This is a genomic window from Shewanella sp. AC91-MNA-CIBAN-0169 (assembly GCF_040310165.1).
GTDB lineage: Bacteria > Pseudomonadota > Gammaproteobacteria > Enterobacterales > Shewanellaceae > Shewanella.
In genome coordinates this window covers 358,505-384,714 of the sequence record NZ_JBEOPM010000001.1, presented here as the reverse complement: position 1 = coordinate 384,714, position 26,210 = coordinate 358,505, and the positions used below count along the sequence as shown (strand labels likewise).

24 protein-coding genes are annotated in these 26,210 nt (G+C 42.1%); 9 read left to right on the top strand and 15 right to left on the bottom strand.

Annotation, left to right across the window (positions count from 1 at the left end):
• Window positions 1–20: 20 nt before the first annotated feature.
• From AAEY98_RS01615 to AAEY98_RS01565, 11 genes are all read right to left on the bottom strand, one after another.
• Window positions 21–1,229, bottom strand: a complete 1,209-nt coding sequence (locus AAEY98_RS01615) for an ABC transporter permease (RefSeq protein WP_351014682.1) — start codon at window positions 1,227–1,229, stop codon at window positions 21–23.
• Window positions 1,230–1,259: 30 nt separating this feature from the next.
• Window positions 1,260–2,573 (bottom strand): ABC transporter permease, encoded by a 1,314-nt coding sequence (locus tag AAEY98_RS01610; protein ID WP_351014680.1) that lies wholly within the window; start codon window positions 2,571–2,573, stop codon window positions 1,260–1,262.
• A gap of 10 nt (window positions 2,574–2,583) precedes the next feature.
• Window positions 2,584–3,282: an ABC transporter ATP-binding protein gene (locus tag AAEY98_RS01605; protein WP_123883845.1), complete on the bottom strand. Its 699-nt coding sequence runs from the start codon at window positions 3,280–3,282 to the stop codon at window positions 2,584–2,586.
• Between the two features lie 140 nt (window positions 3,283–3,422).
• The gene (locus AAEY98_RS01600) at window positions 3,423–3,644 is read right to left on the bottom strand and encodes a hypothetical protein (RefSeq protein WP_182771439.1); all 222 of its coding nucleotides are present in this window, start codon (window positions 3,642–3,644) and stop codon (window positions 3,423–3,425) included.
• A gap of 77 nt (window positions 3,645–3,721) precedes the next feature.
• Window positions 3,722–4,981, bottom strand: a complete 1,260-nt coding sequence (locus tag AAEY98_RS01595; protein ID WP_351014678.1) for an efflux RND transporter periplasmic adaptor subunit — start codon at window positions 4,979–4,981, stop codon at window positions 3,722–3,724.
• Between the two features lie 1,127 nt (window positions 4,982–6,108).
• Window positions 6,109–6,435 (bottom strand): hypothetical protein, encoded by a 327-nt coding sequence (locus AAEY98_RS01590; RefSeq protein ID WP_335689926.1) that lies wholly within the window; start codon window positions 6,433–6,435, stop codon window positions 6,109–6,111.
• A gap of 672 nt (window positions 6,436–7,107) precedes the next feature.
• A complete protein-coding gene (locus AAEY98_RS01585; RefSeq protein ID WP_351014676.1) occupies window positions 7,108–7,731 on the bottom strand; it encodes a hypothetical protein in 624 nt (207 codons plus the stop codon).
• 259 nt (window positions 7,732–7,990) lie between these two features.
• Entirely contained in the window at window positions 7,991–8,392 is a 402-nt protein-coding gene (locus AAEY98_RS01580; RefSeq protein ID WP_350995797.1) for a DUF6896 domain-containing protein, read from the bottom strand.
• Window positions 8,393–8,492: 100 nt separating this feature from the next.
• Window positions 8,493–8,741 (bottom strand): PspC domain-containing protein, encoded by a 249-nt coding sequence (locus AAEY98_RS01575; RefSeq protein ID WP_351011086.1) that lies wholly within the window; start codon window positions 8,739–8,741, stop codon window positions 8,493–8,495.
• Between the two features lie 820 nt (window positions 8,742–9,561).
• Window positions 9,562–10,380: a cobalamin-binding protein gene (locus AAEY98_RS01570; RefSeq protein ID WP_049763570.1), complete on the bottom strand. Its 819-nt coding sequence runs from the start codon at window positions 10,378–10,380 to the stop codon at window positions 9,562–9,564.
• Between the two features lie 213 nt (window positions 10,381–10,593).
• On the bottom strand, window positions 10,594–11,631 hold the full coding sequence (locus AAEY98_RS01565; RefSeq protein ID WP_351014674.1) for a T6SS phospholipase effector Tle1-like catalytic domain-containing protein: 1,038 nt from the start codon (window positions 11,629–11,631) through the stop codon (window positions 10,594–10,596).
• Between the two features lie 131 nt (window positions 11,632–11,762).
• Here AAEY98_RS01565 and AAEY98_RS01560 point away from each other — a divergent pair, with 131 nt between their 5' ends.
• The 3 genes from AAEY98_RS01560 (at window position 11,763) to AAEY98_RS01550 (ending at window position 14,697) form a co-directional block, all read left to right on the top strand.
• On the top strand, window positions 11,763–12,305 hold the full coding sequence (locus tag AAEY98_RS01560) for an isochorismatase family protein (RefSeq protein ID WP_182745197.1): 543 nt from the start codon (window positions 11,763–11,765) through the stop codon (window positions 12,303–12,305).
• Window positions 12,306–12,363: 58 nt separating this feature from the next.
• On the top strand, window positions 12,364–13,392 hold the full coding sequence (locus tag AAEY98_RS01555) for a sulfotransferase family protein (protein WP_351014672.1): 1,029 nt from the start codon (window positions 12,364–12,366) through the stop codon (window positions 13,390–13,392).
• 111 nt (window positions 13,393–13,503) lie between these two features.
• The gene (locus AAEY98_RS01550; RefSeq protein ID WP_351014670.1) at window positions 13,504–14,697 is read left to right on the top strand and encodes an aspartyl/asparaginyl beta-hydroxylase domain-containing protein; all 1,194 of its coding nucleotides are present in this window, start codon (window positions 13,504–13,506) and stop codon (window positions 14,695–14,697) included.
• 127 nt (window positions 14,698–14,824) lie between these two features.
• Here AAEY98_RS01550 and AAEY98_RS01545 read toward each other — a convergent pair whose 3' ends face one another.
• The gene (locus AAEY98_RS01545; protein ID WP_351014668.1) at window positions 14,825–16,399 is read right to left on the bottom strand and encodes a tetratricopeptide repeat-containing sulfotransferase family protein; all 1,575 of its coding nucleotides are present in this window, start codon (window positions 16,397–16,399) and stop codon (window positions 14,825–14,827) included.
• 180 nt (window positions 16,400–16,579) lie between these two features.
• Here AAEY98_RS01545 and AAEY98_RS01540 point away from each other — a divergent pair, with 180 nt between their 5' ends.
• The 4 genes from AAEY98_RS01540 (at window position 16,580) to AAEY98_RS01525 (ending at window position 21,247) form a co-directional block, all read left to right on the top strand.
• Window positions 16,580–17,902 (top strand): ABC1 kinase family protein, encoded by a 1,323-nt coding sequence (locus tag AAEY98_RS01540; protein ID WP_351014666.1) that lies wholly within the window; start codon window positions 16,580–16,582, stop codon window positions 17,900–17,902.
• A 65-nt stretch (window positions 17,903–17,967) separates the two neighbouring features.
• Complete coding sequence (locus AAEY98_RS01535; RefSeq protein WP_101085857.1) at window positions 17,968–18,351, top strand: VOC family protein; 384 nt, start codon at window positions 17,968–17,970, stop codon at window positions 18,349–18,351.
• Between the two features lie 295 nt (window positions 18,352–18,646).
• Complete coding sequence (gene bla / locus AAEY98_RS01530; RefSeq protein WP_351014664.1) at window positions 18,647–19,432, top strand: subclass B1 metallo-beta-lactamase; 786 nt, start codon at window positions 18,647–18,649, stop codon at window positions 19,430–19,432.
• A gap of 90 nt (window positions 19,433–19,522) precedes the next feature.
• The gene (locus AAEY98_RS01525) at window positions 19,523–21,247 is read left to right on the top strand and encodes an RluA family pseudouridine synthase (protein ID WP_351014662.1); all 1,725 of its coding nucleotides are present in this window, start codon (window positions 19,523–19,525) and stop codon (window positions 21,245–21,247) included.
• Window positions 21,248–21,357: 110 nt separating this feature from the next.
• Here AAEY98_RS01525 and AAEY98_RS01520 read toward each other — a convergent pair whose 3' ends face one another.
• The 3 genes from AAEY98_RS01520 to AAEY98_RS01510 all read right to left on the bottom strand — a co-directional run bounded on the left by AAEY98_RS01520 (window position 21,358) and on the right by AAEY98_RS01510 (window position 24,818).
• Window positions 21,358–21,939, bottom strand: coding sequence for a hypothetical protein (locus AAEY98_RS01520; RefSeq protein WP_192115751.1), 582 nt, complete (start codon window positions 21,937–21,939; stop codon window positions 21,358–21,360).
• Between the two features lie 579 nt (window positions 21,940–22,518).
• Window positions 22,519–23,313, bottom strand: coding sequence for a 2OG-Fe(II) oxygenase family protein (locus tag AAEY98_RS01515; protein ID WP_192115750.1), 795 nt, complete (start codon window positions 23,311–23,313; stop codon window positions 22,519–22,521).
• A gap of 137 nt (window positions 23,314–23,450) precedes the next feature.
• A complete protein-coding gene (locus AAEY98_RS01510) occupies window positions 23,451–24,818 on the bottom strand; it encodes an aldehyde dehydrogenase family protein (protein WP_351014660.1) in 1,368 nt (455 codons plus the stop codon).
• Between the two features lie 110 nt (window positions 24,819–24,928).
• On the opposite strand from AAEY98_RS01510, the gene AAEY98_RS01505 reads away from it, so the two are divergent.
• Together AAEY98_RS01505 and AAEY98_RS01500 are read left to right on the top strand one after the other, a co-directional pair.
• Entirely contained in the window at window positions 24,929–25,285 is a 357-nt protein-coding gene (locus tag AAEY98_RS01505) for a winged helix-turn-helix transcriptional regulator (RefSeq protein ID WP_101085863.1), read from the top strand.
• Between the two features lie 149 nt (window positions 25,286–25,434).
• Window positions 25,435–26,208, top strand: coding sequence for a substrate-binding periplasmic protein (locus tag AAEY98_RS01500; protein WP_351014658.1), 774 nt, complete (start codon window positions 25,435–25,437; stop codon window positions 26,206–26,208).
• The last annotated feature ends 2 nt before the right edge of the window (window positions 26,209–26,210 follow it).

The window sequence follows — 26,210 nt, the reverse complement described above, 5'->3', positions numbered from 1 at the left end:
AGCCTCTAATGGTATGCGGTCTACACACTGCGCGTTGCCATGGCGGGTGAAATATTAGCCGCCTTAGCTGCGGGCACTATTACCGCTAGCGTAGTTACAACCAGCAAACCAATAACAGAGATAATCGGATAAATCACCGGTACCATAGGTAAGCTATACAGTGACATTAATTGCTGCCCAAGTACCAACGATAGCATGCCACCGATGACCCCACCGACAATACAAATTAGGTAATTTTCCACCATAAAGTATTCTATAATGTCACGTTTACGTGCACCCAGCGCGCGGCGAGTGCCTATTTGTTTGGTGCGGCGTTGAATATTAAACATCACCATACCGGTTAATCCCAACGCTGTAATTAATAACAATAACACCACCATAATACTTAACACTGTCGCCATTAAACGGTGGTTACTGTAAGTTAAATTTTTAATTGTGGTGAGGGTTTGGAAGTTCTCCACTACACGGTTTGGGTTTTCTGCATGCAAGGCTTTACTAATGGCTTCTTCTAACGCTGGAATATGTTCAGGTAATGCCCGCACCATGTAAGATTTATTACTACTACTGCCACCAAAATCGATATTCTGGATCACGCTGTATTCAAAGTTTTCGTGGTCAACCCAAGCACCTTGCAGCTTATCCACTACGCCTATAATGGTCACGGCTTGCTCACCTTGATACATGGTTTTACCTAAAGGTGACTCATCGCCCCAAAAGGCTTTGGCTAACGGTTGCGACACTAACGCCATCATGCCGCTGTCATCTAAGCTGGTATTAATTTCATCGGCGGTAAAATTTCGCCCAGCAATTAACTTCGCTCCCATCACATTGAGTAAGTGCTCATTACCCAAATAAAAGGCAAACCCAGGGGTGCTTTTAGCGGTATCTGCATCTGGGCCGTCAACATAGCGATCCATCCATCCGCTGCCGCTTAACGGCAACATATTGCTGTAACTGGCATCAATTACATTGGGCAGCGAACGCAAAATTTGTTGGTCAACTTGGTTTTGTTTCATGTTGTCGATAGCAGGATCGAAATTATACAGGTTAAAGGTCAGGATCTGATCTTCGGCATAGCCAGATTCTCGCTGCATTAGCGACAAACGTTCGTTAATAATAAAACTCGCATTGGCGACTATCGCAACCGACAAAATAATCTGCAATAGCAATAAAACCGGCGCACTTTTACTGCGCATTAAACTGGATAAAATCGGTTTGATATGTAACATGGTGATGTCCTTTCTTAAGCTTAACTGGAGTTATTGGGCTTTTAAATACACACTGGGTTTAGTGCGGCACACCACCCAAGCAGGGTAAACCCCAGCCAATACCGCGGTAGAAATAGCAATTAATGGCGTGATAATCCACATACTGGCATCAAGTCCAGTAACACTTTGGTCCATTGAAAAATAGCTATGCAGCGCCGTTAACGACCCCCAAGCCCATAACAAACCCACTACGCCACCGATAAAACCAATCATACCCACTTCGACCATATACTGACTAAAAATCTGTCCACGGCTGGCACCAATAGCACGACGAACACCCACCTCTGGCGCACGCTTTAAAAACTTGGTTAGCAACAGCCCGAGAATATTCACCAAGCACACGCTTAAAAACAGCAAGCTTAAGCCGACTAATATTTTATTATCTTTAGGCACCACATCGTTATCTTCGAGCCATTTCGCGATGTCGCTAATTTGCACTGACTCGCTAGGGGTTTTAGCGGTATCAGTAAAGCGGCCGAGTGCTCTTTGCTGCTCAACATAACGCGTTAACCAGCCTAAAAAGCTTTGTTTCTGCTCATCGGTGTTCAGTTCAGTCCAAAATTGAATCCATACTTTTTCTGACGCTAAGCGGTCGCTGTATGTGATCATGGGTTCGAACTTCCAACCGCTGGTGTTACCCCATACATCAAATTCTTCTTGGCCTGTTAACGAGAACGGAATGAATATCTCTTCAGCATCATTAAAGGCACCATTAAGTGGATCGTAGTATTTAGGTTGCGGATTCCAGTCATCAATCACCCCAACAATTTGATAAGGTTTACGGTCTAAAAAGAGTGTTTTGCCTACGCTATTTTTACCTTCAAAAAAGCGTAAATTTAATTTTTGACTAATCACCACTTGGTAAGCTGGGCGTAAATCAACACTGGTATCCCAGTAACTGCCATAAATAAAGGGTACCGAAAAAATCCGAAAAAAGTCTCTGTCGGTTAACCGAACGCTGTTCAACACGGGTTCAATTTTAGGATTGTCAGATTGTAATGCTAAGCCAGTTCGATAAGTCGCTGCTTTGAGGCTTAATTCTTTGTTATTGCGCAAGTTCATCGCATCCATATAGGTGATGCTTGGAATAAACTCATCCCAGGTATCCAAGCCTTGGCTCCACAACTGCACTGAATTAATCACCTCACTGCGATCGCCCGCCGGATTATAAGACATAGTTTTATAGACATTGAGCGTAGTGATAGTAATGCCGATACCAATCGAAATCGCTAATACCATCAACATCGATAACATCGGCGTTTTACGGATACTTCGCCACGCTAAATCACAATAGTAAAAAAACATAGTGTTCCCCTTAGCGAGTGCCGGTAGCAGCTGGTTGGTACATCGAAAAATCACACACCTGGCCATCAACAATTTGAATATTGCGCTGGGCACGACGCGCAAGCTCTGAGTCATGGGTCACCATAATAATAGTGGTGCCTTGTTGATTGATATTTTCAAGTAATTCCATCACCTGGCGCGCCATTAAGCTGTCTAAATTACCGGTTGGTTCATCGGCTAATAAAAACCGTGGTTCGCCTGCTAATGCACGCGCAATAGCGACACGTTGTTGTTGTCCGCCAGACAATTGCGTCGGTAAGTGTTTCATCCGCGCACCTAAGCCGACTTGTTCTAATGCTGATTCGACTCGGCGCTTACGCTCACTGGCATTCATACCGCGATAACGCAGCGGCACTTCGACGTTTTCGGCTAGATTAAGGTCGGGAATAAGGTTGAACCCCTGAAAGATAAAGCCAATTTTTTCATTACGGACTTTAGCGCTTTTGTTGTCACTTAAATTCGACACATTCACGCCATCAAGGCTGAACTCGCCAGAGGTAAAGCCTTCGAGCAAACCCGCAATATTCAAAAAGGTGGTTTTACCTGAACCAGACGGGCCTGTCACCGCGACAAATTCGCCTTCTTTCACTTCAAGGTTAAAGTCGCGTAACGCATGGGTTTCAACTAAGTCAGTTTTGAATACTTTACTGATATTTTTCATGGATAACATAATGGCTTCCTTGGTTAATTCGGTTGTCGCATCCCAGCGCCTAGGGCTGATAATGTCAATCTTGCAAATCTGAATACGGCTTTGTTAAATACTTTTGTTTTTAATGCTATTGGCGTCAGCGCCGTTAGTATTAGTCATGGCTAAAACAGCAGCTTAATCTTGACCATGTCGCTAATATCAATATGCAAACTAACGGTAGGACTAATATCTCTTAATCGATTCGAAACCTGGCTACTCATGTCAATTAATTGCAAACTAACCGACAACCAATCTGTTTGATTATCAATGCGGTAACTCACTGCCATCGCTAGAATAAATAAAGCACCTAGCGCGATAAGCTGTCTACGTTGAATAAAAGTCATAGAATGTCCTTACTCAGTTGAGTGTTTAGTTATTTGATTCGTTATTGATTTAGCTATCGACTTAATTATCAACTTAGCTATCGGATTTGAATTGTTGGATCATTTTTAAAGGTTTCGGTACCGGATATCACCCATACATCACCCTCTTCACCGCCTTCAAGCACTTCAACTTGGCTCATACTGCGTGCGCCCAATTTAACGACTTTCTTATGAGCAACAGCGTCACTCACTTGATACGCCACTTCGCCGCCCATATTGAGAAAATCACCGCGTTTCACTATCAACACATTGGGTCTGTTTTCCAGTAAGACTCGGGCAGACAAACGCTGATTTTGACGTAACGATAAGGTGTTACTGTCAGCAAAACGCACTCGGGCGGTCACTTCACGATTACGTACTTCGGGTGAAATTGACGATAATTGGCCTACCATATTAACGTTGCCAAAACTCAGCTCGACATCCATCCCTAAACCCAGTTCATCGGCATAAGACTCTGGCACAGCTAACTCAGCTTCAAAGGCAGTTAAATCGACCACAGTTAATATTGGTTGGCTGGCGGCAATACGGGCTTTTTGCTCCACCAGCCAGTTACCAATAATGCCGCTAACCGGCGCGATAATACTCAAGGCGTTGGCTTGACGAGTTAACTCCCTCACTACTAGCGCTTGGCGTTGTACTTCAAGGGTGCGGTTTTTAATTTCAAAACTGAGGGTATCGCGCATAAGCTCAACTTCTTGCTGGGCATGCTTATGTAATAATTTGGCTTTGTGTAAATCATCTTTGCTTTTTTCAAAATCGATTTTGCTGATCAAACTCGACTCAATCAATTGATCACCACGACGACTTTCACGATCTGCGGCTTCTAAATCGACTTTCGCCATGTCTAAAATCTGGCTAACGCGCAATTGCTCGCGGCGGGCATCTAACTTGGCGCGCTCTAAACTACCTTGCATGCCTTCAAGCATCGACTGCTGTTGTTGCAATTCACTTTGTAAACGTGGACTTTCAATCTTGGCTACCACTTGCCCCAGCTCAACCTCATCACCAGGCTGACTTAATAGCGTCACCACACCTTCTTCCGTGCTATATAAAATGGGCGCATTGGCCGCCACAATTTTACCGGTAGTGGCAATATCACGCACCAAAGTGCCACGGGTTAAGGTTGCCAAACGTAAATCTGCACCATCAACCGAACGTTGATTACTGTCATGACTTAAACTCGCCCACACCAACGCGCTCATCAATATGGCACCGCAACCTATTATCAAGGGTAAGCGCAATTTACGGCCTAACTTAGGCGCAATAACAGTATCTTGGCTACTTGTGTCTTTAATCATCTCAGGTCCTTAGGTAACGCGCTGACCGCACCCACCTCTTCACATTTATGCCAAGATAAAGCACAAGCCATGCCAATAGTTATTTATTGTTGTTTTTCATAATGATATAAATTTAAAAAGATAACCGAACACCCTAAAAGTGTCCGCGGACAGCGCTGAAAACTGTCCGTTCATTGAGAAAGTGTCCGAGCGGACACTTATGGTTTGCTTTGTACTTATGGCCTACGGCCATTAACGCTTAAAATCGCAAGGTTCCACCCTGCACGGCCAAATACTACGTCTTTCCGGCAATGCTTTTGAGCCGGAATCCAGGTGTTATTTTTGCTTTGCACTTTTGTGCTTTTGTACTTTATGGCCTGCGGCCACTAACGCTTAAGATCGCAAGGTTCCACCTGCACGGGCCAAATACTACGTCATTCCGACAATGATTTTGAGCCGGAATCCAGGTGTTTGTTTATGCTTTGTACTTATGGCCTACGGCCACTAACGTCGTGGCGCTTCACCCACACCAGACCAAGAGGAAATTAACGGCTATTCCCTCTTAGAACTCCCAGCCACCACATCAAAATTATCTGAAAAGCGATAATTTCGCGACGTGGTTGAATCCAGCCTTTAACTTCGTCTGTGTGTTCTTCGGCCTTATTCGAAAATGCTAACGCTTCCGATGGGGCGTCCCTTCCCCTCGAAAGCTAACTTGCCGTCCATGGCCAGCTCACGTCATTTTCTTCAACGGCCTCAAGTTCAGAGTTGAATTTGCACATTTCTAACCTAGGCATCTAACTAATTTAGGTACAAAAATTGGTTAGAGCAACATAAAAATGGGTATCTTAGTTATTCTAAATGTGCAGATGATTAAGCGAGACGCCGCGAGCACATCCATGTGGGCTTAACCAAAACATCCCTGTTTTGGATACTCGCTGACTCATCTACACCAGTAATTTAATTCTCTTCGATATAGCCTTTTGTGTATCTAGTAGTAAGACTTAAACAAAAATTAAAACTATTTCAGCTAGTTAAGTAAAGCGAGGATATTGATAACCGGGGGATGTTTCCTTTTCATCATGACGTAAATTAAACAGCAATATTTTCAAAAACTTATTTTTTGCAGAAATTTAAACCATGAATGACTATGAATGATCTTTTTGGCTGGCTTGTATTTTATTTAACTCTTGAGACAAAACACTTTCCATTGTGTCGTGTTGCGGTAGTTGTTTTTCAAGTATATCAACTAGTTCATTATATTTAGGTGAAGCACCAAGTTGTGGCAACAATATCGTTAAAATAACTAAGGGAATAGCCAAATAGGCAAACTGTTCTTCAGGTAAAACGCCAAACAACATGGCGATTAAAAGGCCAACTAATATCGCAAATAACACTGGCTGGAACAGTTTACTTTTGTTTCGTGATTTAATGGCAGCTTTAACAACTGCAACTTCTTTTTGAGTCATATCCATTATCAAATATCCATGAAAATAATGTTTTAGTATTTATTCGTAACACGGTTTGCAAAGCATAAATCACTTGTTGGACTTGGTCGATAACATATATACATTTTTAGGTAACTTTTACTTAACATGATGCTGTAAGCATTTTCTTCAACAGATCCAAGTTCAAGGTTGAATTTATACATTTGTAAGCTGATGCGAACTCGTTTTTTAGACAAACGTTGGTTTAAGATATGGCCTGCGGCCACTAACGCTTAAAATCGCAAGGTTCCACCCTGCACAGGCCAAAAGGGGATCAACAGCAATCCCCCTCTTGGATCACCCCTGCCGTTCCGGCAACATTTTCGCTATTTAACCAAACAATAGCAGCGAAAAATTTGCGACGGAAATTGAGCCAGCTTTAAACCGTATTTGAATCCTGCCTCGGCCCATTTTGCAATAAAGAGTGAAAATGCTAACGCTTCCGATGGGGCGTCCCTTCCCCTCGAAAGCTAGCTGGCCGTCCATGGCCAGCTCACGTCATTTTCTTCAACGGCCTCAAGTTCAGAGTTGAATTTGGACATTTCAAGCTGAGGTATCTAAGTCATTTATGGGCAGAAGCATTTTAGAATTTGAGTCTACTACCATTAGGGAAATGTATGGCTATGAGAGTCGTTAACGTCCTGTTAGCTATACTGTGCACTAATTGTTATAACATGATTTAATCACTGATATTAAAACCAATAGCTTTAGACAATCAGTTTTATTGTACGACCCTACTTTTCTTCCATGGGCGCTTTCATGTCTATTTAGTTTTGATGAGCTAACTTCACTATTAAACTCTATTTTTTGAAAATAGTTCTCAACTATTTCTTTAATATTATGTAATTTACTTTTGAGTTCAATATTACTATTTCCTGGTAATTCTAGAGTATTGTTTAGCCCATTAATGTAACGTATTTTTGTAAAATCACCATCATTTGCTAGAAATACCAACATTGCTTCAATTATTGAGAATAACGATGGAATACAAATATTGAAATAGCCTAATTCATAAGCTGTTATAACTTCTTTTAGCATTAAATCATATGGGGAAATTAGTATTAAGCTAGGTCTATTCAACTCAGCTAAAACAATTGTATTAAACTCTCTTTCATAAAATAGTTCTAAGAGCTCAACATTCGATTTAGTTGAATTAGCTTTAAATTCAATATAACTATTTAAATTTATTCCATCTGGAAGACACCAGCCGTTTAATACAATATCACTGTCTAAACCAACGATTGCGCCCTCAATAATTCTATGGATTTTTAATAAATCATTCATATGTACAAACTCATTAATATAGCGCCCACTTAAGCGGACAGAAATAGTTGGCTAAAATAGTGTAGCGCAGCAAAACATAGCCAACTGTTTATGTTCCATTTAAAGTGCTTGTAAAAAAACCATGCCACACATTGTTTAAACAGCAACCAACTTACAGCCTGAATATTTCAGCCCAGCAAAAGTGGTTGAGTCAAAAAAAAGTACCACCCATTATTTAAGCAGGTATCCAGACTAGGCATTGTTAAAACTCATCAAGTAGTCATTGTGCAAGAAGTAGTAATCGAGGGTACTTTTTACTAGGTAACACTTGACCAGATTGGCATAGACCTGCCAACTCACTTTTTAAGTTATAATCTCCTTCATGAATTGATACTAGGTAGAAAGATAGCCGCCATTCGTCAAACAAGTTTGGTTGTTCAATATGTTCACAGACGTCAACTAACCTGCCATCATCAACACAGCTGAACTCCACACCTGATCCATGCTTTTTGAAGTTCCAATACATATCATCGACTTTAATTCTGCCATGCTTTGGCAGGTTGAATAACAATGAATAATTAGTACATTCCGGATGCTCATTCAATAAAGCTTTAGTCAGTTTTTTTTGTGTTGATATGAATACTTTTATATCTGCTAATAACAAATCTGTGCCACCCATCATTTGAATAATGCTTTTGAGACAAAAATCTGTCTACAGCATCGGCTCAAGACAACCAAACTCAATAAATATCAATTGCTTGACCAAAATAAAGTGAAGTAGCTTATTTTCTTTGTCGTTTCTTTCGCCGTAAGTCTCGAGCCATAGCCTCTGTCGTCGGGTATTTGGGTAGCACTAACCACAAAACAATATAAGCGAATACTGGAATGGCAAAAAATAGGCTCGTTAACAAAAATGCTAACCTGATGCTGTTTTTTCGTAAATGATAATACTCTGCAATACCGGAGCAAACTCCAGCAATAATCGCAGATTCTCCACGTGTTAGTACTTTTATATTATCTAGACTTTCCATGTCACCTCCAATTGGCTGTTAACGTTTTAGTATTCATGCCTTGAAATGTTGGCAGAGTTTAAATCATTTGTAGTGCTAGGCCGATGTCACATCAGTAACTTTTTTACTCATCATATGATGCTATAGGAATTTGCTTTTTTACGGTAGTTTTTTGTACAACCTTTCGGCTAATTGTTTGTTCTGATTACACCTTTTGAGGTGGGGTTTATTGTATTTCATCTTTTTCTTTGCTCGGTTATTGCCTTTCCCCTTATACACCTTGCTAACTCGGAATGAGGAAAACGAGTAATATGCCTTGTTTGTAAAGGGATTGATTCAACTCAGAACTTGAGGACGTTGAAGAAAATAGCGTGAGCCTGACAGGACGTCAGGCTAGCTTTCGTTGGCCAGGGATGGCCTATCGGAAGCGTTAGCATTTTCGAATAAGGCCGAAGAAGATTTCAAACGAAGTCAAAAGCTGGATTTATTTCCGTCGCGACCTTTTCGCTGTTTGAAAATGTTGCCGGAACGGCAAGGGTGATCCAAGAGGGGATTGCTGTTGATCCCCTTTTGGCCCGTGCAGGGTGGAACCTTGCGATGTTAATTCAAACGGAGTTTGAAAATTCTGGTGTGGGCGAAGCGCCACGACGTTAGTGGCCGCAGGCCATAAGCAAAACAAACACCTGGATCCCGGCTCAAAAGCATTACCGGGAAGACGTATTAATGGAGTTTGCTTGAATCAGAGTAACGTTTATTCATACTCTGGTGTTGGCGAAGCGCCACGACGTTAGTGGCCGCAGGCCATGTTCACATAACAACCGTTATCTTTGAAATAAAAATCTTACTTTCTTACTTTATCCAACGCCCCGCAAACCGCATTAACGCCTTGAATTGCCCTTGGGGTTGCCCGATGCAGCAAATCGGCATCAAACTGATATATATGCTGGTTTTTTACCGCGGGTAGTTCAGGCCAGTCAGACCAATTAATACCTAAAATATTGCCTTCATCTTGGCTTTGTAAAATCACTTCAGCGCCGGTTAGTAACACATTTTCGATGCTAATTTGTGGGTACTCACTTGCTGCATCATAAAATACATTTTCACCATGACACACTTCAATAAGGTTTTGGATCCAACTGCCTTTAGCCACCGTCATCAATGGTGTTGACCATAATTGATAGAACACTTTTACAGCAGGTTTCGTTTGGTTTTGCAACGTAATATCAGCCAACTGCTGACGATAGTCATCTGCCACTTGCTTGGCTTTAACCGAATGTCCGGTGAGTTTACCCAGCAGTTCAATATCCGTCGCAACATCAGCTAAGCTTTTAGGATCACTATTCACAACGGTAAAACCTAAATCACGTAACTGATTAATGTCTTCCATTTTATTACCGCTTTGCCACACCAGCACCAAATCGGGATTCAGTTCAATCACTCGCTCGATTTGAATACCGTAATAACCACCAATACTCGGAATATTCTTAGCTGCTGCAGGGAAATCGGCATAATCGGTGGTGGCTACAATTGAGTCGCCAGCACCAATAGCAAACAGCATTTCAACTCCATGAGGCGATAGAGCAATAATCCGTTTTGCTGGCGGCTTATCTTGTAAATCATCAGAAGCCGTCGGTTCAGCCGCGGGTAAAAAAAGTGATATAGACGAGAGCCATATCACTGTGATGAGCGTTAAAAATACACGTAGCAAAATACTGTCCTTAATCGAAATGTTTTTAGTAATGAATAGTAATAGTGGTTACTATTAGTGGTTGCTATTAGTGGTTACTATTAGTGGTTGCTATTAGTGGTTGCTATTAGTGGTTGCTATTAGTGGTTGCTAGCACTCGTTATTTAATGATGGTGTTAACACAGATTATTGCACCAGTTTATCGGGCCAACCATGGTTAGCAATGTAATTTACTAAGTTTTTCGGTCGATAATTACTGTCATTCAGCCAGCGCGTTTTAACCGACTGATGCAATAATATCGGCGCTTGCTCGGGGTCAAGCTCGCGTATAAAGCGTTTTTTAACCCGATAAAAGCTGCGATATGAATCTTGAATATCCGCCATAGGATTAGGCAATAAAGCATCGGCTAAATGTAACTCGACCGTTAAGTTAACTGCTCGCGCTTGGCTTATCATCCACTGCAACGCTATATCAGACAAGGTGCTACCGTCATCATTGGGGGCAACGCTACCACCAATATTACTGTGGGCGCCAATAAACCAAACCTGCTGTATGTCTATGCTGGTACGAGGTGCCCAAATGGTTGGTTCAAAATCGCTGCGATGCTCATCTAACGCGAGTGCATGGCGAGCCACTTTGACATTTCGGCCTAACTTGGCGTCATAAAACTCATCTTTATCTTCAAACATGCCTAAAAAAGACAGCGGGATCCCCATCGCCCCTACGGTGTCCCACACGCCAACAAAAGCCACTTCACGTGAAGGATGCGAATGTTGCAGACGAAACGCCACAGAGCGATCACCATCTGGTGAAAAAGGTTGAGTTTTCATTTTATAGTGGTCAAACGCTTGCTGAATAAGCTTGGCATCTGGCCGAGTGACAATACCGCAATTATTGATGAGGCCACACAAACAACGCACTGTGTATGCACCACGGCTAAAACCAAACAGGTATATCTCGTCGCCAGGAGAGTAGTTTTGCACTATGTAGCGATAAGCATCCATAATGTTTTTATGTAAGCCGCGCCCAGTTGCCCCACCAATCATGGAGTCATAGTACGAACCAATTCCCCAATCGTAAAATACCTGTTGCGGTACACCATCATCAGCAATGGGTTTGATGGCTCTGGCGAGTTTAAGTACATTAGTGGCGTGATCTTTTTCAAGATCTTTTTCTGGCCGATTCCAGGTTCCATCGGCACAAATGACAATACGTTTATTCATATCAATCCCTGACATTCTCTGAGCGAACATTCATAAAAATTATCATAGCCATAATAGACTAAATGCTTATTTGCACCACGGTAAAAATAACCAATACTCGACAGCTCACTTAATCATTCGAGTAACTGACCATGATAACAGCAGAACAAAGTGTATTAATGATTGTAGACGTACAAGGCAAGCTAGCCCAGGTTATGCAGCAATCAGCTCAACTACACCAAAAACTTGCAGTATTAATTCAAGGTGCACAACTATTTGATATTCCGATTATTTGGTTAGAACAATTACCCAATAAATTAGGCCATACCAGCGACGAACTCGCACAAATATTATCGCAAACAACTAAACCTATCGCTAAAGAGCACTTTAGTGGCTGGCATTGTGAAGAAGCAAAACAACAACTTAACGCATTAAACCGCAATAATGTCATTCTTGCGGGTATCGAAACCCATGTTTGCGTTTACCAAACGTGCAAAGATTTACTGGCCAACGACTATCAAGTGCATCTTGTTGCCGATGCTGTTGCATCAAGGGGTACAGACAATAAAGTACTTGGGGTGCAAATGATGCTTAATGATGGTGCCAATCTCACCAATGTTGAATCACTACTGTTTGAGCTACAACATGTTGCCCAAGGTGACCGCTTTAAGGCTCTACTGAAATTGATAAAGTAGCCATATGATATCGGTGTGGGTATGATGTTAAAAAATATAACAATAACATCATACCGCTATGCATCAATTTGATCGGCCCATTATTATTTTATCCGCGCCTCGTTCAGGCAGCACTTTGTTGTTCGAAGTTCTATCAAAAAGCCAGTCTATATGGACCATTGGCGGCGAAAGTCATGCGCTAATTGAAACCATACCCAAGCTGAATATCGCCTATCGTCAATTTAGTTCTAATGCGTTAACGGAACAAGATATCGATGACGAATTACGCCAGCAATTACTGCTACGTTTTAGCGATGCGCTGCAAGATAATCAGGGTAATAAACCCGATAGTATTGATACGACTAATATCCGCTTTTTAGAAAAAACCCCAAAAAACAGTTTGCGGGTCGACTTTTTTAATGCGCTGTTTCCCGACGCTTTATTTATCTATTTAGTGAGGGAGCCTAAAGAAAACATCAGCAGTATTATGCAAGCGTGGCGGTCGAATAAGTTTGTCACTTACCCAAATCTACCGGGATGGGATAAGCGTAATTGGTCGCTACTGTTACCAGAAAAATGGCAGCAACTTAATCGCCAGCCATTACAGGCTATTGCCGCGTTTCAATGGCAAGCAGCTAATGAAGCGATTATGGATTCATTGCAAAAGATCGACAGTAATCGCTGGTGCATGGTGTCTTATGATCAATTAATTGCAGATCCTGCGAAAACCGTTAAGCAACTATGCCAATTTACCGGTACTGATTTTGACCCTGCTTTAGCGCAATTATGCAGTAAGCCATTAGCGCATTCTCGCTACACCATCTCGAAACCCAAACCCAATAAATGGCTTGAGAATTACCATAACATCGCCAAAATCTGGCCAAATATTTCTGCAACACTGAACAAAATCAATCGTCATTTACACCAGCGTAGTCATCCCATCTATGACACTCAATGGCAGCAACACGACATTGCAGAGCCTGTAGCACTGACACCCGAACCAACTGAAAAACTCGCTACGCCAAGCGAGCAAAATGTATCTCGTAACAGTCCCTGCCCTTGTGGGTCTGGCAAACGATTTAAGCAATGCCATGGCCAGTTGCGTTAGCCGTTTGATTTAGTCATTTGAGTAAGTCATTTGTAAATAGTCAGTAGAACGGGTAAAAATACCTGTGTAGAAAATCATAACGTTAAGCGCCGTATTACAGAGAGCCCAATTATGAAGTTACCCCATGAGTTTTATCAGTTACCTTTTCGCTTTGATGTTGGTCAATTAACCAAAGAGATCGGACAATTTACCGAAGCAGATTGGGTAACTCATCATGAAGGTTTTCAGGGCAATTCGGCTATTCCGTTAATATCGGTCAATGGCGAGTTTAATAATGACTTTAAAGGGCCAATGCAGCCCACTGCGGCGTTAGCAAAAAGCCCTTACATAAAACAAATACTCGCCTCGTTTGGTGAGGTGCTCAGCCGCTCAAGATTAATGCGCTTAGCGCCAGGTGCACAAGTGCCACTGCATTCAGACATTAATTACCATTGGTATAAACGGGTACGAGTGCATATTCCCATTACCACCACTGAGCAAGTGCAGTTTTTTTGTCATGACAAACAAGTGCATATGGGCGCCGGAGAATGTTGGATTTTCGACTCGTGGAAGCTTCACAAAGTGGAGAACAACAGCGACCAATACCGTGTTCATTTAGTCGTTGATTTAGCCGGTTCTAGTCAATTTTGGCGCACGGTATTTCAACACTCACGTTCAATCGCAGATGATCAATCAACAACATTAAACAGTCAATTCGTCGGTTTTAACCCAAGCTCATCTACAACCTTTATCACAGAGCAATTTAATGCCCCAGTGATCATGCCTGTTGCTGAGGTTGAATACTTAACTAATGAGCTGTTAACTGAGGTTAAACACAACCCTGTAAATCAGATTGCCGAAGTGAATGCATTTTCAGTAGTCATCGCAGAGTTTGTGGCCGATTGGCGGATGTTATGGCTGCAATATGAGTGCACTAAAGCAGGTTGGCCGCATTATCATGCGTTACGTGAACAAACCATGATAAAAGCACTACAGTGCGCTAAGTCACTGCAACTGACCCATTCTGGTTCAGCGGTAAAGGCGTTCGAACAATTGGTTATCGTGGCGTGTATGAATGTTGAACTTAGTGAGCAATTAGCAACACGCAAACAGGCTATTACTTTACCAAAAAGCTCACCAAAAAGTGCAAATTTAGCATCCGTAAAATCTGCATCAGCAACATCAACATCAACATCAACATCAATAATACCAAAAATAGCAGCTGAAAATAACACTCGCACTATTGCTGCACCGCCATCTCGCAATAGTCCTTGCCCCTGCGGCAGTGGCGAGCGCTATAAAGCCTGTCACGGTAAAGTGAGTTAGTAAGACGAATACCTGCATAGGTTTATCTGAGAATATATACAAAAATGGCGCCCTGAGGCGCCATTTCTATAAAGTCAGCCAAACTAGGTTGTTTTGGCTTATAGCAAATTCTTATTCCAAGTTCTGCTTAACTAAAGAATTGCAGTGCTGCTTTTTTCGCAATGGCATCCAACTCGGCTATTTGCTCAGGTATAAAAGCTTGATATTTGTCTGCCTGACCAATTGCCTTAGGATTCATAGGCTGCCTAACTTGACTAGCGCTAGGCGTTAATACGGCTCGGTCAGACTCATAAAAGGTAAAACATTGCGCTTGAGTCGTTAACTCACAGTAATCTAATATGCGTTGAATTTGTGACTCTGGTTCACGCACTAATTGCTCAAAACAAACATGTAAAATCTCATTAGGGTACAACCTATCCCAATGTTGCATGATGTCTAAATAATGTTGCCAGTAACTTGAAATACCCGTAAACGAATACGAATAGTCATGGCCAAAACTGAAAAACTGCTTAAATACACTCAAGCCATTGTCGACGGTATTACGTACCACATTGATGATTTTTGCTTGAGGAAATAAGGTTTTAATTAGCCCTATGTGTAAAAAGTTATTTGGGTTTTTATCGATTACATAGGTTGGTGCATCGCTAAAGTAATGATTCACTTCAGCTAAATACCGTTGGCGGAATTGATCGATATGACTGGCAGAAAGCTGACTTAGTCTTGCATTATAGCCACCCGACATGTCCATTTGCAGCGCAAAGCGTTCCATAAACGGTAACTCATCGGTAGCACCAACGTCGCTGTGACAAGCCAAAATCTGCTCTACTAATGTGGTACCAGAACGAGGCATACCAACAATAAAAATTGGTGTTTGACTCGCGGTCGGCAAGCTATCAATATGTGGCGATGGTGTATGCCCAAGTAGTGACAACACAATATTGGCAAACTGGGCTTGTTTAAACGGTCTGTGCTGCGCCATTATTTGATTAGCTAATAACATCGACTCACAGGCTTTATCGATTTGCTGTGTTTGCTCGTAAGCTTTACACAAAGCAAAATACACCAATGCCTGATTTTGTTTGCTTAACGACTCATCGGTTGCAAAACCTTGCAATAAGGTTACATCAGCCGTGCTGAATCGATACTGCTTTAAATCTGCCAAACTCCAATAGCCTACACCCACTTGCTTTGGGCTTAATTGAATATATTGCTGATAAAAATCTGCCGCTCGTAACGTGTCGCCTTTGGCTTTATATATATGACCTAAATTAAGCTGCACAGCGGGGTCAGAAAAATCATTTGCTACACACCATTCAAAACATTGTTCAGCTAAGGCCATATCACCGACTTTAGTGGCGACTAATCCGAGTTTGTATTGATTTTCCCCTAGGTTACTTTGGGTATTAATTAATTGTAATAAATACGTTTTCGCCAAGAAAAAGTCTTGTTTCACTTCAGCAATAGCCAATAAGCCAGTCAACACTGAAACCGCATGGGGATCAATAGTTGCTGCACTGACAAAATAGTTTTCGGCCTCGTTATATTGTTGTTGCTGTAAATGAATCTGACCTAATAAGCTCAATGCCCCAAGGTGTTTATCATCACGCTTAACCACTTTACGTGCGTACATTCTGGCCGATGAATAGTTTTTAGACTGAAACAGCGCTTCAGCTTGACTTAAATATTGTTCAATAATACTCAAACTAGGGTCCTTATTATTGTTTTGCTCACCCAAAGAATGGCTTAAATGCCTCGAAAATCAGAGTAACATAGAAAATAGTAAATTTTGACCACGCTATTGGCTCATATTGAACGAAATAATCAACTTCAGCGTACAATTATTTATATTCGCTACGAGTTCATGCGACACAAGTGAGATCTGATGAAAAATAATGAAGCTAAAGTGCCAACCAGTCGACTGTCCCGATTATCAAAAATGGGCGGACTGGCTTCTCGCCTTGCGGGTAATGTGCTGTTAGAAGGGGCAAAGCAGCTTAGCCAGGGTAAATCGCCGTCAATGCAACAACTGATGATGACCCCTAAAAATATTGGTCATGTGGCAGATAAGCTGTCGCAACTGCGCGGCGCTGCCATGAAAGTGGGGCAAATGTTGTCAATGGATGCCGGTGACTTAGTGCCTCCTGAATTGGCTGAAATATTGGCGAAGCTGCGTTCTGACGCTAAAGCCATGCCGCACAAACAATTAACTCAATTATTAGTTCAGCACTGGGGCCATGACTGGCTAGCACCTTTTGCCCAATTTGAACTGCGCCCGTTTGCCGCCGCATCTATCGGCCAAGTACATTTAGCCTATTTGGATACTGGCGAAAAGCTGGCGATAAAGATTCAATATCCAGGGATCCGCGACAGCATCGACAGCGACATAGATAACGTTGCCAGCCTATTAAAAGTCTCGCGGTTAATCCCCGCTAACGTAAAACTCGATACTTTATTGGCCGAAGCTAAAGCGCAGTTGCATAACGAAGCAGACTATCACTTTGAAGCACAGCAAATCGCACTTTATCAGCAACAGTTAGGCGACAGCCCTCACTTCATCGTGCCTAAGGTGTATCCGAAATTGAGCAACAACAGCATTTTATGCATGCAATATGTTGAAGGCGTCGCGATTGAATCGGTCGAACAGTATCCACAAGATGTGCGTGACAAGGTTGCAAGTGCCTTGATGGAGCTGTGTTTTAAAGAGCTGTTTTGTTTTCAACTGGTGCAAAGCGATCCTAATTTTGCCAATTTCCAGTATCAAACAGACAGCCAGAAAATTGTATTACTCGACTTTGGCGCCACTCGCACCATTAGCGACACATTATCACAAGGTTATATGCAATTGATGCAAGGTGCGATTGCCGATGATAAACAACAAATGATACAAGCGGCACAACAAATCGGCTTTTTTCAAGACGCCATCGACCCACAACAAAAACAACTGATTATTGATATTTTTTACCAAGCTTGTGAGCCATTACGTACTCAAGGAACGTATGATTTTGGTGCAAGTAATTTGGCTAAAAGGATCACTCAGGCAGGTAAAGCCATGAGCACTCAACAAAATGAATGGCACACACCACCAACCGATGCTATTTTCATACATCGCAAGTTAGCAGGCATGTATTTATTAGCCGCTAAACTTAACGCCAATATTAATGTACACGCCCTGTTTAATCAGGTAGTTAATAGTAAAAACGAATAAGTTAACAAATAAGTAAAATAGATATATAAAATTGGTGTTTATTCACCCCAACAAGGAGAGTCACAATGTTCAGCCACATCATGCTTGGTGCTAATGATATCGACAAATCAAAAACCTTTTACGACGCCACACTTGGCGCACTAGGCATTAAACCTGGGATGATTGATCCTAAAGGCCGTTGTTTTTATGTTACTAGCGCAGGTGTATTTGCCCTCACTAAACCGCTTAATGGTGAACCCGCTTGTAATGGTAATGGCAGCACCATAGGTTTTCATGCCGATAGCGCAGAGCAAGCCAATGCTTGGCATGCTGCTGGTGTGGCGAGTGGTGGCGAAGCTTGCGAAGATGCTCCTGGTGTTCGCGACAGTCCAAATGGTCCATTATATCTAGCTTACTTACGCGACCCTTCTGGTAACAAAGTCTGTGTATTGCACAGACCAAAGGCATAATCGTCGTTATTTATAGTAACGTCTATTATCAATAACTATGTCCAAATATAGATGAAACCAGTACGGTTTCATCTATATTTGATAGCTTAAGAATTAATAGCTTAAGAATTGATAGTTTTGAATTAATAGCTTAAGGCTATTGCCCATCGATTCGTTCAACACTATCCGCTTCACACAACCAATGTCATCAAGCATGACTTCCCTCTATGTTATCCATTACTCACAAATTCAGTGATACACTTTAACGCCTATTCTTTTCGACTGAACTTTGACTGAACGTTAATTGAGTACCATTATGTTTTCACGAATATTGATATTACTAGTTGGTTTTATTTGCTGTGCACCGCTTGCGATGAGCGCTGAGTCATCAGGCAAACTGACTATTACACCGCTCAGTAGCAATGCTTTGGTTACGGCTAACCAAGCTCAAGCGACACAAATCCAACTATTTGAATATCAGTCATATTTCAAAACTGAAGACTTTGGTTTGGTCGATGCTAATGGCTTAGTGGTTGTTGAAGGAAAAGAGGCTTATTTAATCGATACTCCATGGAGCGAGAAAGACACTATTGCGTTAGTCGAGTGGATAAAGCAGCAAGGGTTTGTACTCAAAGCCAGTATTTCGACTCATTCTCATGCCGACCGCACGGCTGGGATAGGTTATTTAAACAGTATTGGGGTTAGCACTCATGTGTCTGCAATGACTCAGAAAATATTGACCACACACCATCAAACTCTCGCAAACCAGCCGTTTGATGGTGACTCATTTATCCTAGCTAATGGTTTACTCGAAGCTCGCTATTTAGGCGCTGGCCATACAATTGATAACATTGTGGTCTGGCTCCCTAAGGCACAATTACTGTTTGGCGGCTGCCTGGTAAAAAGCGCTCACAGTAAGAGTATGGGCTATATTGTTGAGGCATCGTTAACTGATTGGCCAGTAACGATTCGTAAGGTTAAAGCGACATATCCTGACGCTGAGGTTATTGTGCCAGGGCATGGCGCCATTGGTAATGCTCAGTTGCTTGATCATACTCAAGGGTTGGTTAACGATTTCCTTGCCAAACTACGTTTAGATTAACATTCCAAAACAACCGAGCTCAGTAAATAATGCATCTACTAGTTTGAAAGGGTAAAATAGCCGCCCTTTAGTGTAGTGAGTGTGTTTTTGATGTCTGTTAACGACCCGTGCTTTATTCCTTTTAATGATGCGATAGCTTTCAATAACACGCTTGCCGAACAAGGGTTGCCTGAATCTTTTACCTTCCCGTTTTATTATCAACCTCATCCATTGACGATACTGGCAGCACAGCAGTTGCAGCAGGTGTTACTTGAGACGAATCCCTGGGAACATAATTTTGGCTTAGACAGCGAACGAGATAGTGGCATGGTGATTGGTAAGATGTTTGGTGTGTTGGTGGTTAAAGACACCCTTGGGCAACTTGGTTTTTTAGCCGCATTTTCAGGTAAGTTAGCCGACCAAAATATCTTGCCGCCGTTTGTGCCGCCGGTGTTTGATATGCTGACCCAAGACAGTTTTTTCAGTCATGAAAATAAACAGATTAACCAAATTAATCTGTCGATTAGTCAGCAAGAAGCTAATCCAGTACTGGCAACATTAACCGCGACGTTAACTGCGCAACAACACCAAGCGGAAAGTGAGCTTGAGCAGCAACGTAACGCAATAGTTGAAGGTCGTAAAATGCGTAAGCTGCAACGTGAGCAAGCAGATGATGCATTAGCCCAAGCAAGCATTAACGACGATACCCATAAAACATTGTCTATCGAGTTAAGCCGTCAAAGTGTGCAGCAAAAGCATCAGCTGAACGCGTTAAAGCAACAGTGGCAGACTCAAATTGAAGTCACTAAAGTGGCCTTAGATGCACTTGCGCAGCAAATCAAACAGCTTAAACGTCAGCGCAAACAACTTTCAAATGGATTACAAAACAAACTTTTTGCTCAATATCAGTTTTTGAATGTCTTGGGTGAAGCGCGAGATTTAAACGATATTTTCAATGACGCACCTAACCATTTGCCACCTGCTGGTGCAGGTGAATGTGCGGCACCTAAGTTACTGCAATACGCGTTTACACATCAATTGACCCCGATTGCCATGGCAGAGTTTTGGTGGGGTTCATCGCCTAAATCTGAGATAAAACAGCACAAAAACTTCTACCCCGCTTGTCACGGAAAATGCCGACCTATTTTGACCCACATGCTAAAAGGCATGCAAGTTGATAACGATCCACTGTTGATTAATCCGGGTAAAGATCAGCACATTGATATTATTTATCAAGATGATGCGATGGTGATTATTAATAAACCTGCGGAACTATTATCGGTACCTGGCAAAAATATCACCGACTCGGTGTTTAGCCGTATGCAGCAGCTGTTCCCCAATGCGACGGGGCCGCTGATAGTCCATCGCCTAGACATGTCGACCTCAGGCTTAATGGTGATTGCTCTCACCAAAGAAGCCAACAAAGCCCTACAACAACAGTTTATTCAACGCAGCGTGACCAAACGTTATATCGCGTTAATTGAGGGGGTGCCTAGCCAAGGTGAGGGTGATATTAGTTTGCCATTGCGGGTAGATTTAGACGACCGTCCTAAGCAGCTAGTGTGCTACGAGTACGGCAAACATGCCGAAACGCATTGGCAGGTATTTAAGCGTCAACAACATCAAACCTTAGTTCACTTGTATCCTAAAACGGGGCGAACCCATCAGTTACGCATGCATTGTGCTCATCATGACGGATTGCACATGCCAATAGTAGGTGATGATTTATACGGTGTTGCGACCAACAGATTGCATTTACACGCCCAATATTTAGGCTTAAATCATCCAGTGACCGGCGAAGATATGGTGTTTGAAATCAAAGCCGATTTTGAATAGAGCAGTCGTATAATATAATCGCTTTTTGCTGAAAGTAAATCCGCTAGAAACGATAAAACCGATATTGAATTAACAATATCGGTTTATTTGATTAGTCTCAGTTCTATTGATTAGAAGTTACTAGGTTGCTCTTCTAAATGCATTTGCTCGACTAAACCTTTACCAGTACGTTGTTGGTAGGTAGATTCCGCTTGTTGCATTCTACTACGTCCGCTCGTCACCATGTTTTGGCCTTGTTCAATTGAACTCTCGCCTTCAGCAACATTGGTATTGCCGTCTTCAATCAGCTCTTTACCATCTGCATACTTATCATCAGCATCTTCCCAAGCATCGGCTACATCATCCAACCTGTCGACTAACACTACTGCACGGGCACCATTTTGAGCGCCGTTTAATGTATTCGCCATCGACTGAAATAGTTGACGTTGTTGCTGTGCAGCTTGTTTGGCTTGTGCTATTAACGCTTCACCTTCACGAATTTGGTTTTTACCTTTACCGATTAACTCACGCCCATCGATTAATAAACTGTTACCTTTTCTGAGGTCTTTCTGACCTTGTTCCCACTGTTGAGACAAGTCGAGGTGTTGCTCACCTTCGGCTTTCACTTTAGACGCGAAATTATTCTGCGGTGCAGCACATCCAGATAGGCTAATAACACTGACAACAAACAAACTACACAGTACTGATTTCATGTAAACGTCTCTATATATGTGGTTAGGAAAGCGGCGCAATTAGATAGTTTAGTCAGTCAAATAGCAAGTACTGCGGCACATTAAATCGCGTTAATGAATCTAGTGTACTCGGGGGGCAACAGCGCCGATTGATAAACTCAATAGTAAAAAACTCATCGACTTTTTATCTGTTTACTCAATTGATTTATTGCACCGTATCACCTCTGGCTATCAGTATGTTTTTGTCACTGCTAATGGGTAAAAATGCTAGTCATATCATTGGCTATTTACGCTGATAATTTTATTTGACGAGCATTCGCCATCACAATAGCGCCCCCGAAGAGTAAGCTTATTTGATCAGCTTTATAGCAGTTTATTCTTGAAAGAGATAAGTGAGTAAGTTTGATAGCAGCGTGCTTATATGGAGCAGAAAATACATGGCGGATTACTAACATTGACTTAATTCACGAGGATTACGCAAGGAGAAAAAGTACAACAACGGCTCTAAAAAAGCGAACCAGGTGCTTTATTTAGTTAAAAAATGAGTGATTAACTAATGGGTTAGCTTATCAATAAGCTAACCCATATTGATGAATAATGTTACAACTCAAACAACACATCAGTGCGGATAATGTATTTAACCCCAGAGAAAATAGGCTCTGAGCTGTGAATACAATGCAGCGGATGCATGCCATGTGGGAAACACAACACACTCCCCGCAGGCGTTCGCACGTCAACTTGGCGCATATTATCGCCATGTTTTGCTGGTAAGCTTGGGTTGTCGGCATTGACTAAAAAGCGCGTTGCACCGCCTTCAAAGTCTTCTGTCAGTAAGATTAAAAATGTCAGCAGACTGTAGCGATCACCAAAGGCATCTCGCACTAACTGACCATCTACAACTTGGCTTCCAGGCCACGAACCATCTGAATGTGGCTTAAAGAAATCGCCTTCGTTATAGCGATAAAAACGAAAACGATTATTTAATCCTAAAGCAGCTTTACCACCAAAAATGCCCAAGTTATCATCCATAAGATGCTTAACTCTACTCCAAATCACTTGCTCTGTGGTGTTATCAACTACCCAGGTTAAGCTGTCGTTATGGCGTACATTGCGTGGTAATGACACCGCGGCGTCGGGTAAAAAGCCCATCGACTCACTGACCGAAATTAACCGTTTGCACTCATCTGGCGTCAATACATTCATTAATTGGAACGCACCTGGTACTTCGGCTAACATTTTTTTACTCACGTTAGCCCGCTCAGCATCCGTCAGCTCTGCTTCATTAAGCTCAGCCACATTAGCTTGATGATTAGCCCATGTTGGCAAAGCCGGATGTTCAGCGCCGGGTTCTAGTGCCACCACAAAATAATCTGAATTTACACTTGTTGTGTTCATTTGTTTATACCTTTAACCATAAAATGGGCTAGCAATGCTTTACTAAAAAGTGTGCTAATGACTGTTTACTAATGATGTTCTACAAATAAAAGCTTACTAATGACGGCTTACTCATCAATATGGGTTAAACCCAGAAATTAATAACTCATCACTCGCACTTGGGCAAATTGGCGATGCCCTGCAGCAGTACCATGAAAACCAAAACCACTATGCTTTGCTCCTACCCATGGAGCATTGCCCGCACCAGCACCTTGATTAACCCCAACCATGCCAGCTTCAAGTTGTTCAGCAACGGCTTTGGCACCTTGACCACCAAACACGACTGCAGCTAAACCATAGTGACTGTTATTAGCACGACTAATGGCTTCATCAATATCACTAAAACGGCTGATAGCCACCACAGGGCCAAAGGTTTCTTCACGTTCTAGGAGCATGTCAGGGGTAATACCTGAGACCACAGTAGGTTGAATAAACGGTAATGGATACTCATCACTACCGAGTAAAAAGCTCGCTCCTTTGGCTTTGGCATCTTGCAACTGTTCAAGCACTTTTTGGTGTTGGGTTGGATTCACTATAGGGCCAATATTCACATTCGCGTCGTCCCATTTACCGACACGGTAACGACTGGCTAAAGCCAACACCTTTTGTTCAAACTCATCAGCAATACGCTCATCCACGTAAACGCGCTCTGTTGAAGTGCACATCTGTCCGGCATTTTCAAACGAACTAGCGACTGCAAATCTAACCGCGGAATCGATATTAGCGCTAGCCATCACAATCAAGGGATCATTACCGCCAAGCTCCATCACTAACCTTTTTAAGCCAGACGCAGCATTGGCCATAATGTGTTTACCTGCGGCCATCGACCCAGTAAACGCCACCATATTAATGTCTGCTGCCACTAATGCTTGGCCAAGGGCTTTATCACCTTGAACCACTTGCAACACATGTTCTGGCAGCACCTTATTAAGGGTATTAATGAATAATTCGGCCACCAGCGGAGTTTGTTCAGACGGCTTTAATATCACACTGTTACCCGCAATTAAGGCAGGCATCAGTAAGTTGTTAGCCATGGCTATCGGATAGTTCCACGGCGAAATCACTGCCACTACACCTAATGGTCGATATTGTAATTCGGTGCGATTATCAACTTGTTCAGTGGTTAGTGCATCGCTTATTTCACCGGCAAAATAAGGTGCATTTTGCACTGTACCGCCAACTTCATAGGTGGCACGGCGATAATCTTTACCCATTTCTTGGCCAATTAATGTTGCCAGTTCATCTTGCACTGCCACGAGCTGCTGATATGCCTTAACCACATATTGTTGGCGTTCAATTAATGACAAACGTGCCCACGCCTTTTGTGCAACTTGAGCGTTGGCGACAACTTGTGGTAACTGAGATATCGCTAAGGTTTCAACACTGCCAACCGCAGTGGCTTCAATATGTTCTCCGCCATCGACTTTGTGATAACTAGCGGGATCGTAAGAGGTTAATACTGCCATGGAGAAACATTCCTTAATGGTACTAGTCTAATTGATGTCTATTTTGCTACAATGGAATACAAAAGCAACCAGTATACTTTTAGTAACCTAGAATAACTTAAGTTAAATTAATGAAAACTAAAATTGAAACAATGACTAACGGTCAAAAAAAAGTTATTAATGCTTGTGCTGAACCCTGCTCGGTCGAGCGTGGAATGCGGGTATTAGGCGGTAAATGGAAAGCATCGATATTATGGCACTTGCAAGATGGTCCAGTGCGATTTAATGATTTATCGCGCATGTTAGGCGGGGCGAGTAAAAAAATGGTCGATCAGCGCCTTAAAGAATTAGAAGCCCAAGGACTGGTGACTCGACATGTGATTAGTGACCGTCCTATTGCTGTGTCTTATAGCATTACCGAACTTGGCCGAACTGCATTGGATATTTTAGAACGTTTAAAAGATTGGGCTGATGAATATATTGTTTAACAAGGTACGATGGCCTGTTGAACATCACAGATGATTAATTATCTGACAACACAACGGGTTAATGATCACAAAATAATAACACTATGTTAGACTTGTTATAAAAACGGATATGAAGTGCATGGAAGCCTTAAATTAAGGTGTTGTTATTTATGTTCCGCTACTTATCTGTGGTGATTTTCATCATTACATTTTTCAGTTCGCCAGTTTCAAATGCTAGACCTGCAGTCACTTTTTACACAGAAAGTTATCCTCCATTTCAGTCGCTAAATTCTCAAGGAGAATTGGTAGGCTTTTCGATCGATATTTTACATGCTACCCAGCAATATCTTGATTTTGATATTAATATTAAAATCATGCCTTGGAGCCGCGCTTATTATAATGCGCAGAAGTACCCGAATACGTTCATTTTTTCAATTGCCAATACCAACAAACGCTTAGCCTATTTCAAATGGATAGGCGACTTTTATACTGTGCAAGATATGATCTATCGAAAAAGTAATCGTCCCGACATTCAGCTTAAAACCATAGATGATATTAATCGTTACTCTATGGCATTATCGCGAAACGATGCCTCACTAGATCGGCTTAAACTCGATGGAATACATCCCAATGTATACCTAGTAAGAAGCCAACTAGCGGCGTTAAGAATGCTTAATTTTGACCGCGTAGATTTGATTTACAATAACGAAGTGGGTTTTCGCGAAGACGTTAAAAAAATGGGCTTTAAACTAAGCGATTTTACCGCTGTATTGCCTGTGGTAAACATGCCCATTGGTATTGCCACCCATAAAGATACAGATGAAGCATTAGCCAAAAGTATGCGCCAAGCATTAAACACCCTAACTCAAAGTGGCCAACTTGAAAGTATAACTGCTCGCTGGTTCACCCCAACAAACATCCTCCCTACAGCAACAGAGCAATAATC

What these genes read in the sequence shown, in the direction of transcription:
- AAEY98_RS01590 (WP_335689926.1), bottom strand. Translation starts at nt 6,435, where the DNA reads ATGGATATGACTCAAAAAGAAGTTGCAGTTGTTAAAGCTGCCATTAAA.
- AAEY98_RS01560 (WP_182745197.1), top strand. Translation starts at nt 11,763, where the DNA reads ATGATAACAGCAGAACAAAGTGTATTAATGATTGTAGACGTACAAGGC.
- AAEY98_RS01550 (WP_351014670.1), top strand. Translation starts at nt 13,504, where the DNA reads ATGAAGTTACCCCATGAGTTTTATCAGTTACCTTTTCGCTTTGATGTT.
- AAEY98_RS01585 (WP_351014676.1), bottom strand. Translation starts at nt 7,731, where the DNA reads ATGAATGATTTATTAAAAATCCATAGAATTATTGAGGGCGCAATCGTT.
- bla (WP_351014664.1), top strand. Translation starts at nt 18,647, where the DNA reads ATGTTTTCACGAATATTGATATTACTAGTTGGTTTTATTTGCTGTGCA.
- AAEY98_RS01505 (WP_101085863.1), top strand. Translation starts at nt 24,929, where the DNA reads ATGAAAACTAAAATTGAAACAATGACTAACGGTCAAAAAAAAGTTATT.
- AAEY98_RS01600 (WP_182771439.1), bottom strand. Translation starts at nt 3,644, where the DNA reads ATGACTTTTATTCAACGTAGACAGCTTATCGCGCTAGGTGCTTTATTT.
- AAEY98_RS01580 (WP_350995797.1), bottom strand. Translation starts at nt 8,392, where the DNA reads ATGATGGGTGGCACAGATTTGTTATTAGCAGATATAAAAGTATTCATA.
- AAEY98_RS01525 (WP_351014662.1), top strand. Translation starts at nt 19,523, where the DNA reads ATGTCTGTTAACGACCCGTGCTTTATTCCTTTTAATGATGCGATAGCT.
- AAEY98_RS01540 (WP_351014666.1), top strand. Translation starts at nt 16,580, where the DNA reads ATGAAAAATAATGAAGCTAAAGTGCCAACCAGTCGACTGTCCCGATTA.
- AAEY98_RS01500 (WP_351014658.1), top strand. Translation starts at nt 25,435, where the DNA reads ATGTTCCGCTACTTATCTGTGGTGATTTTCATCATTACATTTTTCAGT.
- AAEY98_RS01575 (WP_351011086.1), bottom strand. Translation starts at nt 8,741, where the DNA reads ATGGAAAGTCTAGATAATATAAAAGTACTAACACGTGGAGAATCTGCG.
- AAEY98_RS01535 (WP_101085857.1), top strand. Translation starts at nt 17,968, where the DNA reads ATGTTCAGCCACATCATGCTTGGTGCTAATGATATCGACAAATCAAAA.
- AAEY98_RS01595 (WP_351014678.1), bottom strand. Translation starts at nt 4,981, where the DNA reads ATGATTAAAGACACAAGTAGCCAAGATACTGTTATTGCGCCTAAGTTA.
- AAEY98_RS01520 (WP_192115751.1), bottom strand. Translation starts at nt 21,939, where the DNA reads ATGAAATCAGTACTGTGTAGTTTGTTTGTTGTCAGTGTTATTAGCCTA.
- AAEY98_RS01610 (WP_351014680.1), bottom strand. Translation starts at nt 2,573, where the DNA reads ATGTTTTTTTACTATTGTGATTTAGCGTGGCGAAGTATCCGTAAAACG.
- AAEY98_RS01565 (WP_351014674.1), bottom strand. Translation starts at nt 11,631, where the DNA reads ATGAATAAACGTATTGTCATTTGTGCCGATGGAACCTGGAATCGGCCA.
- AAEY98_RS01605 (WP_123883845.1), bottom strand. Translation starts at nt 3,282, where the DNA reads ATGTTATCCATGAAAAATATCAGTAAAGTATTCAAAACTGACTTAGTT.
- AAEY98_RS01555 (WP_351014672.1), top strand. Translation starts at nt 12,364, where the DNA reads ATGCATCAATTTGATCGGCCCATTATTATTTTATCCGCGCCTCGTTCA.
- AAEY98_RS01510 (WP_351014660.1), bottom strand. Translation starts at nt 24,818, where the DNA reads ATGGCAGTATTAACCTCTTACGATCCCGCTAGTTATCACAAAGTCGAT.
- AAEY98_RS01615 (WP_351014682.1), bottom strand. Translation starts at nt 1,229, where the DNA reads ATGTTACATATCAAACCGATTTTATCCAGTTTAATGCGCAGTAAAAGT.
- AAEY98_RS01515 (WP_192115750.1), bottom strand. Translation starts at nt 23,313, where the DNA reads ATGAACACAACAAGTGTAAATTCAGATTATTTTGTGGTGGCACTAGAA.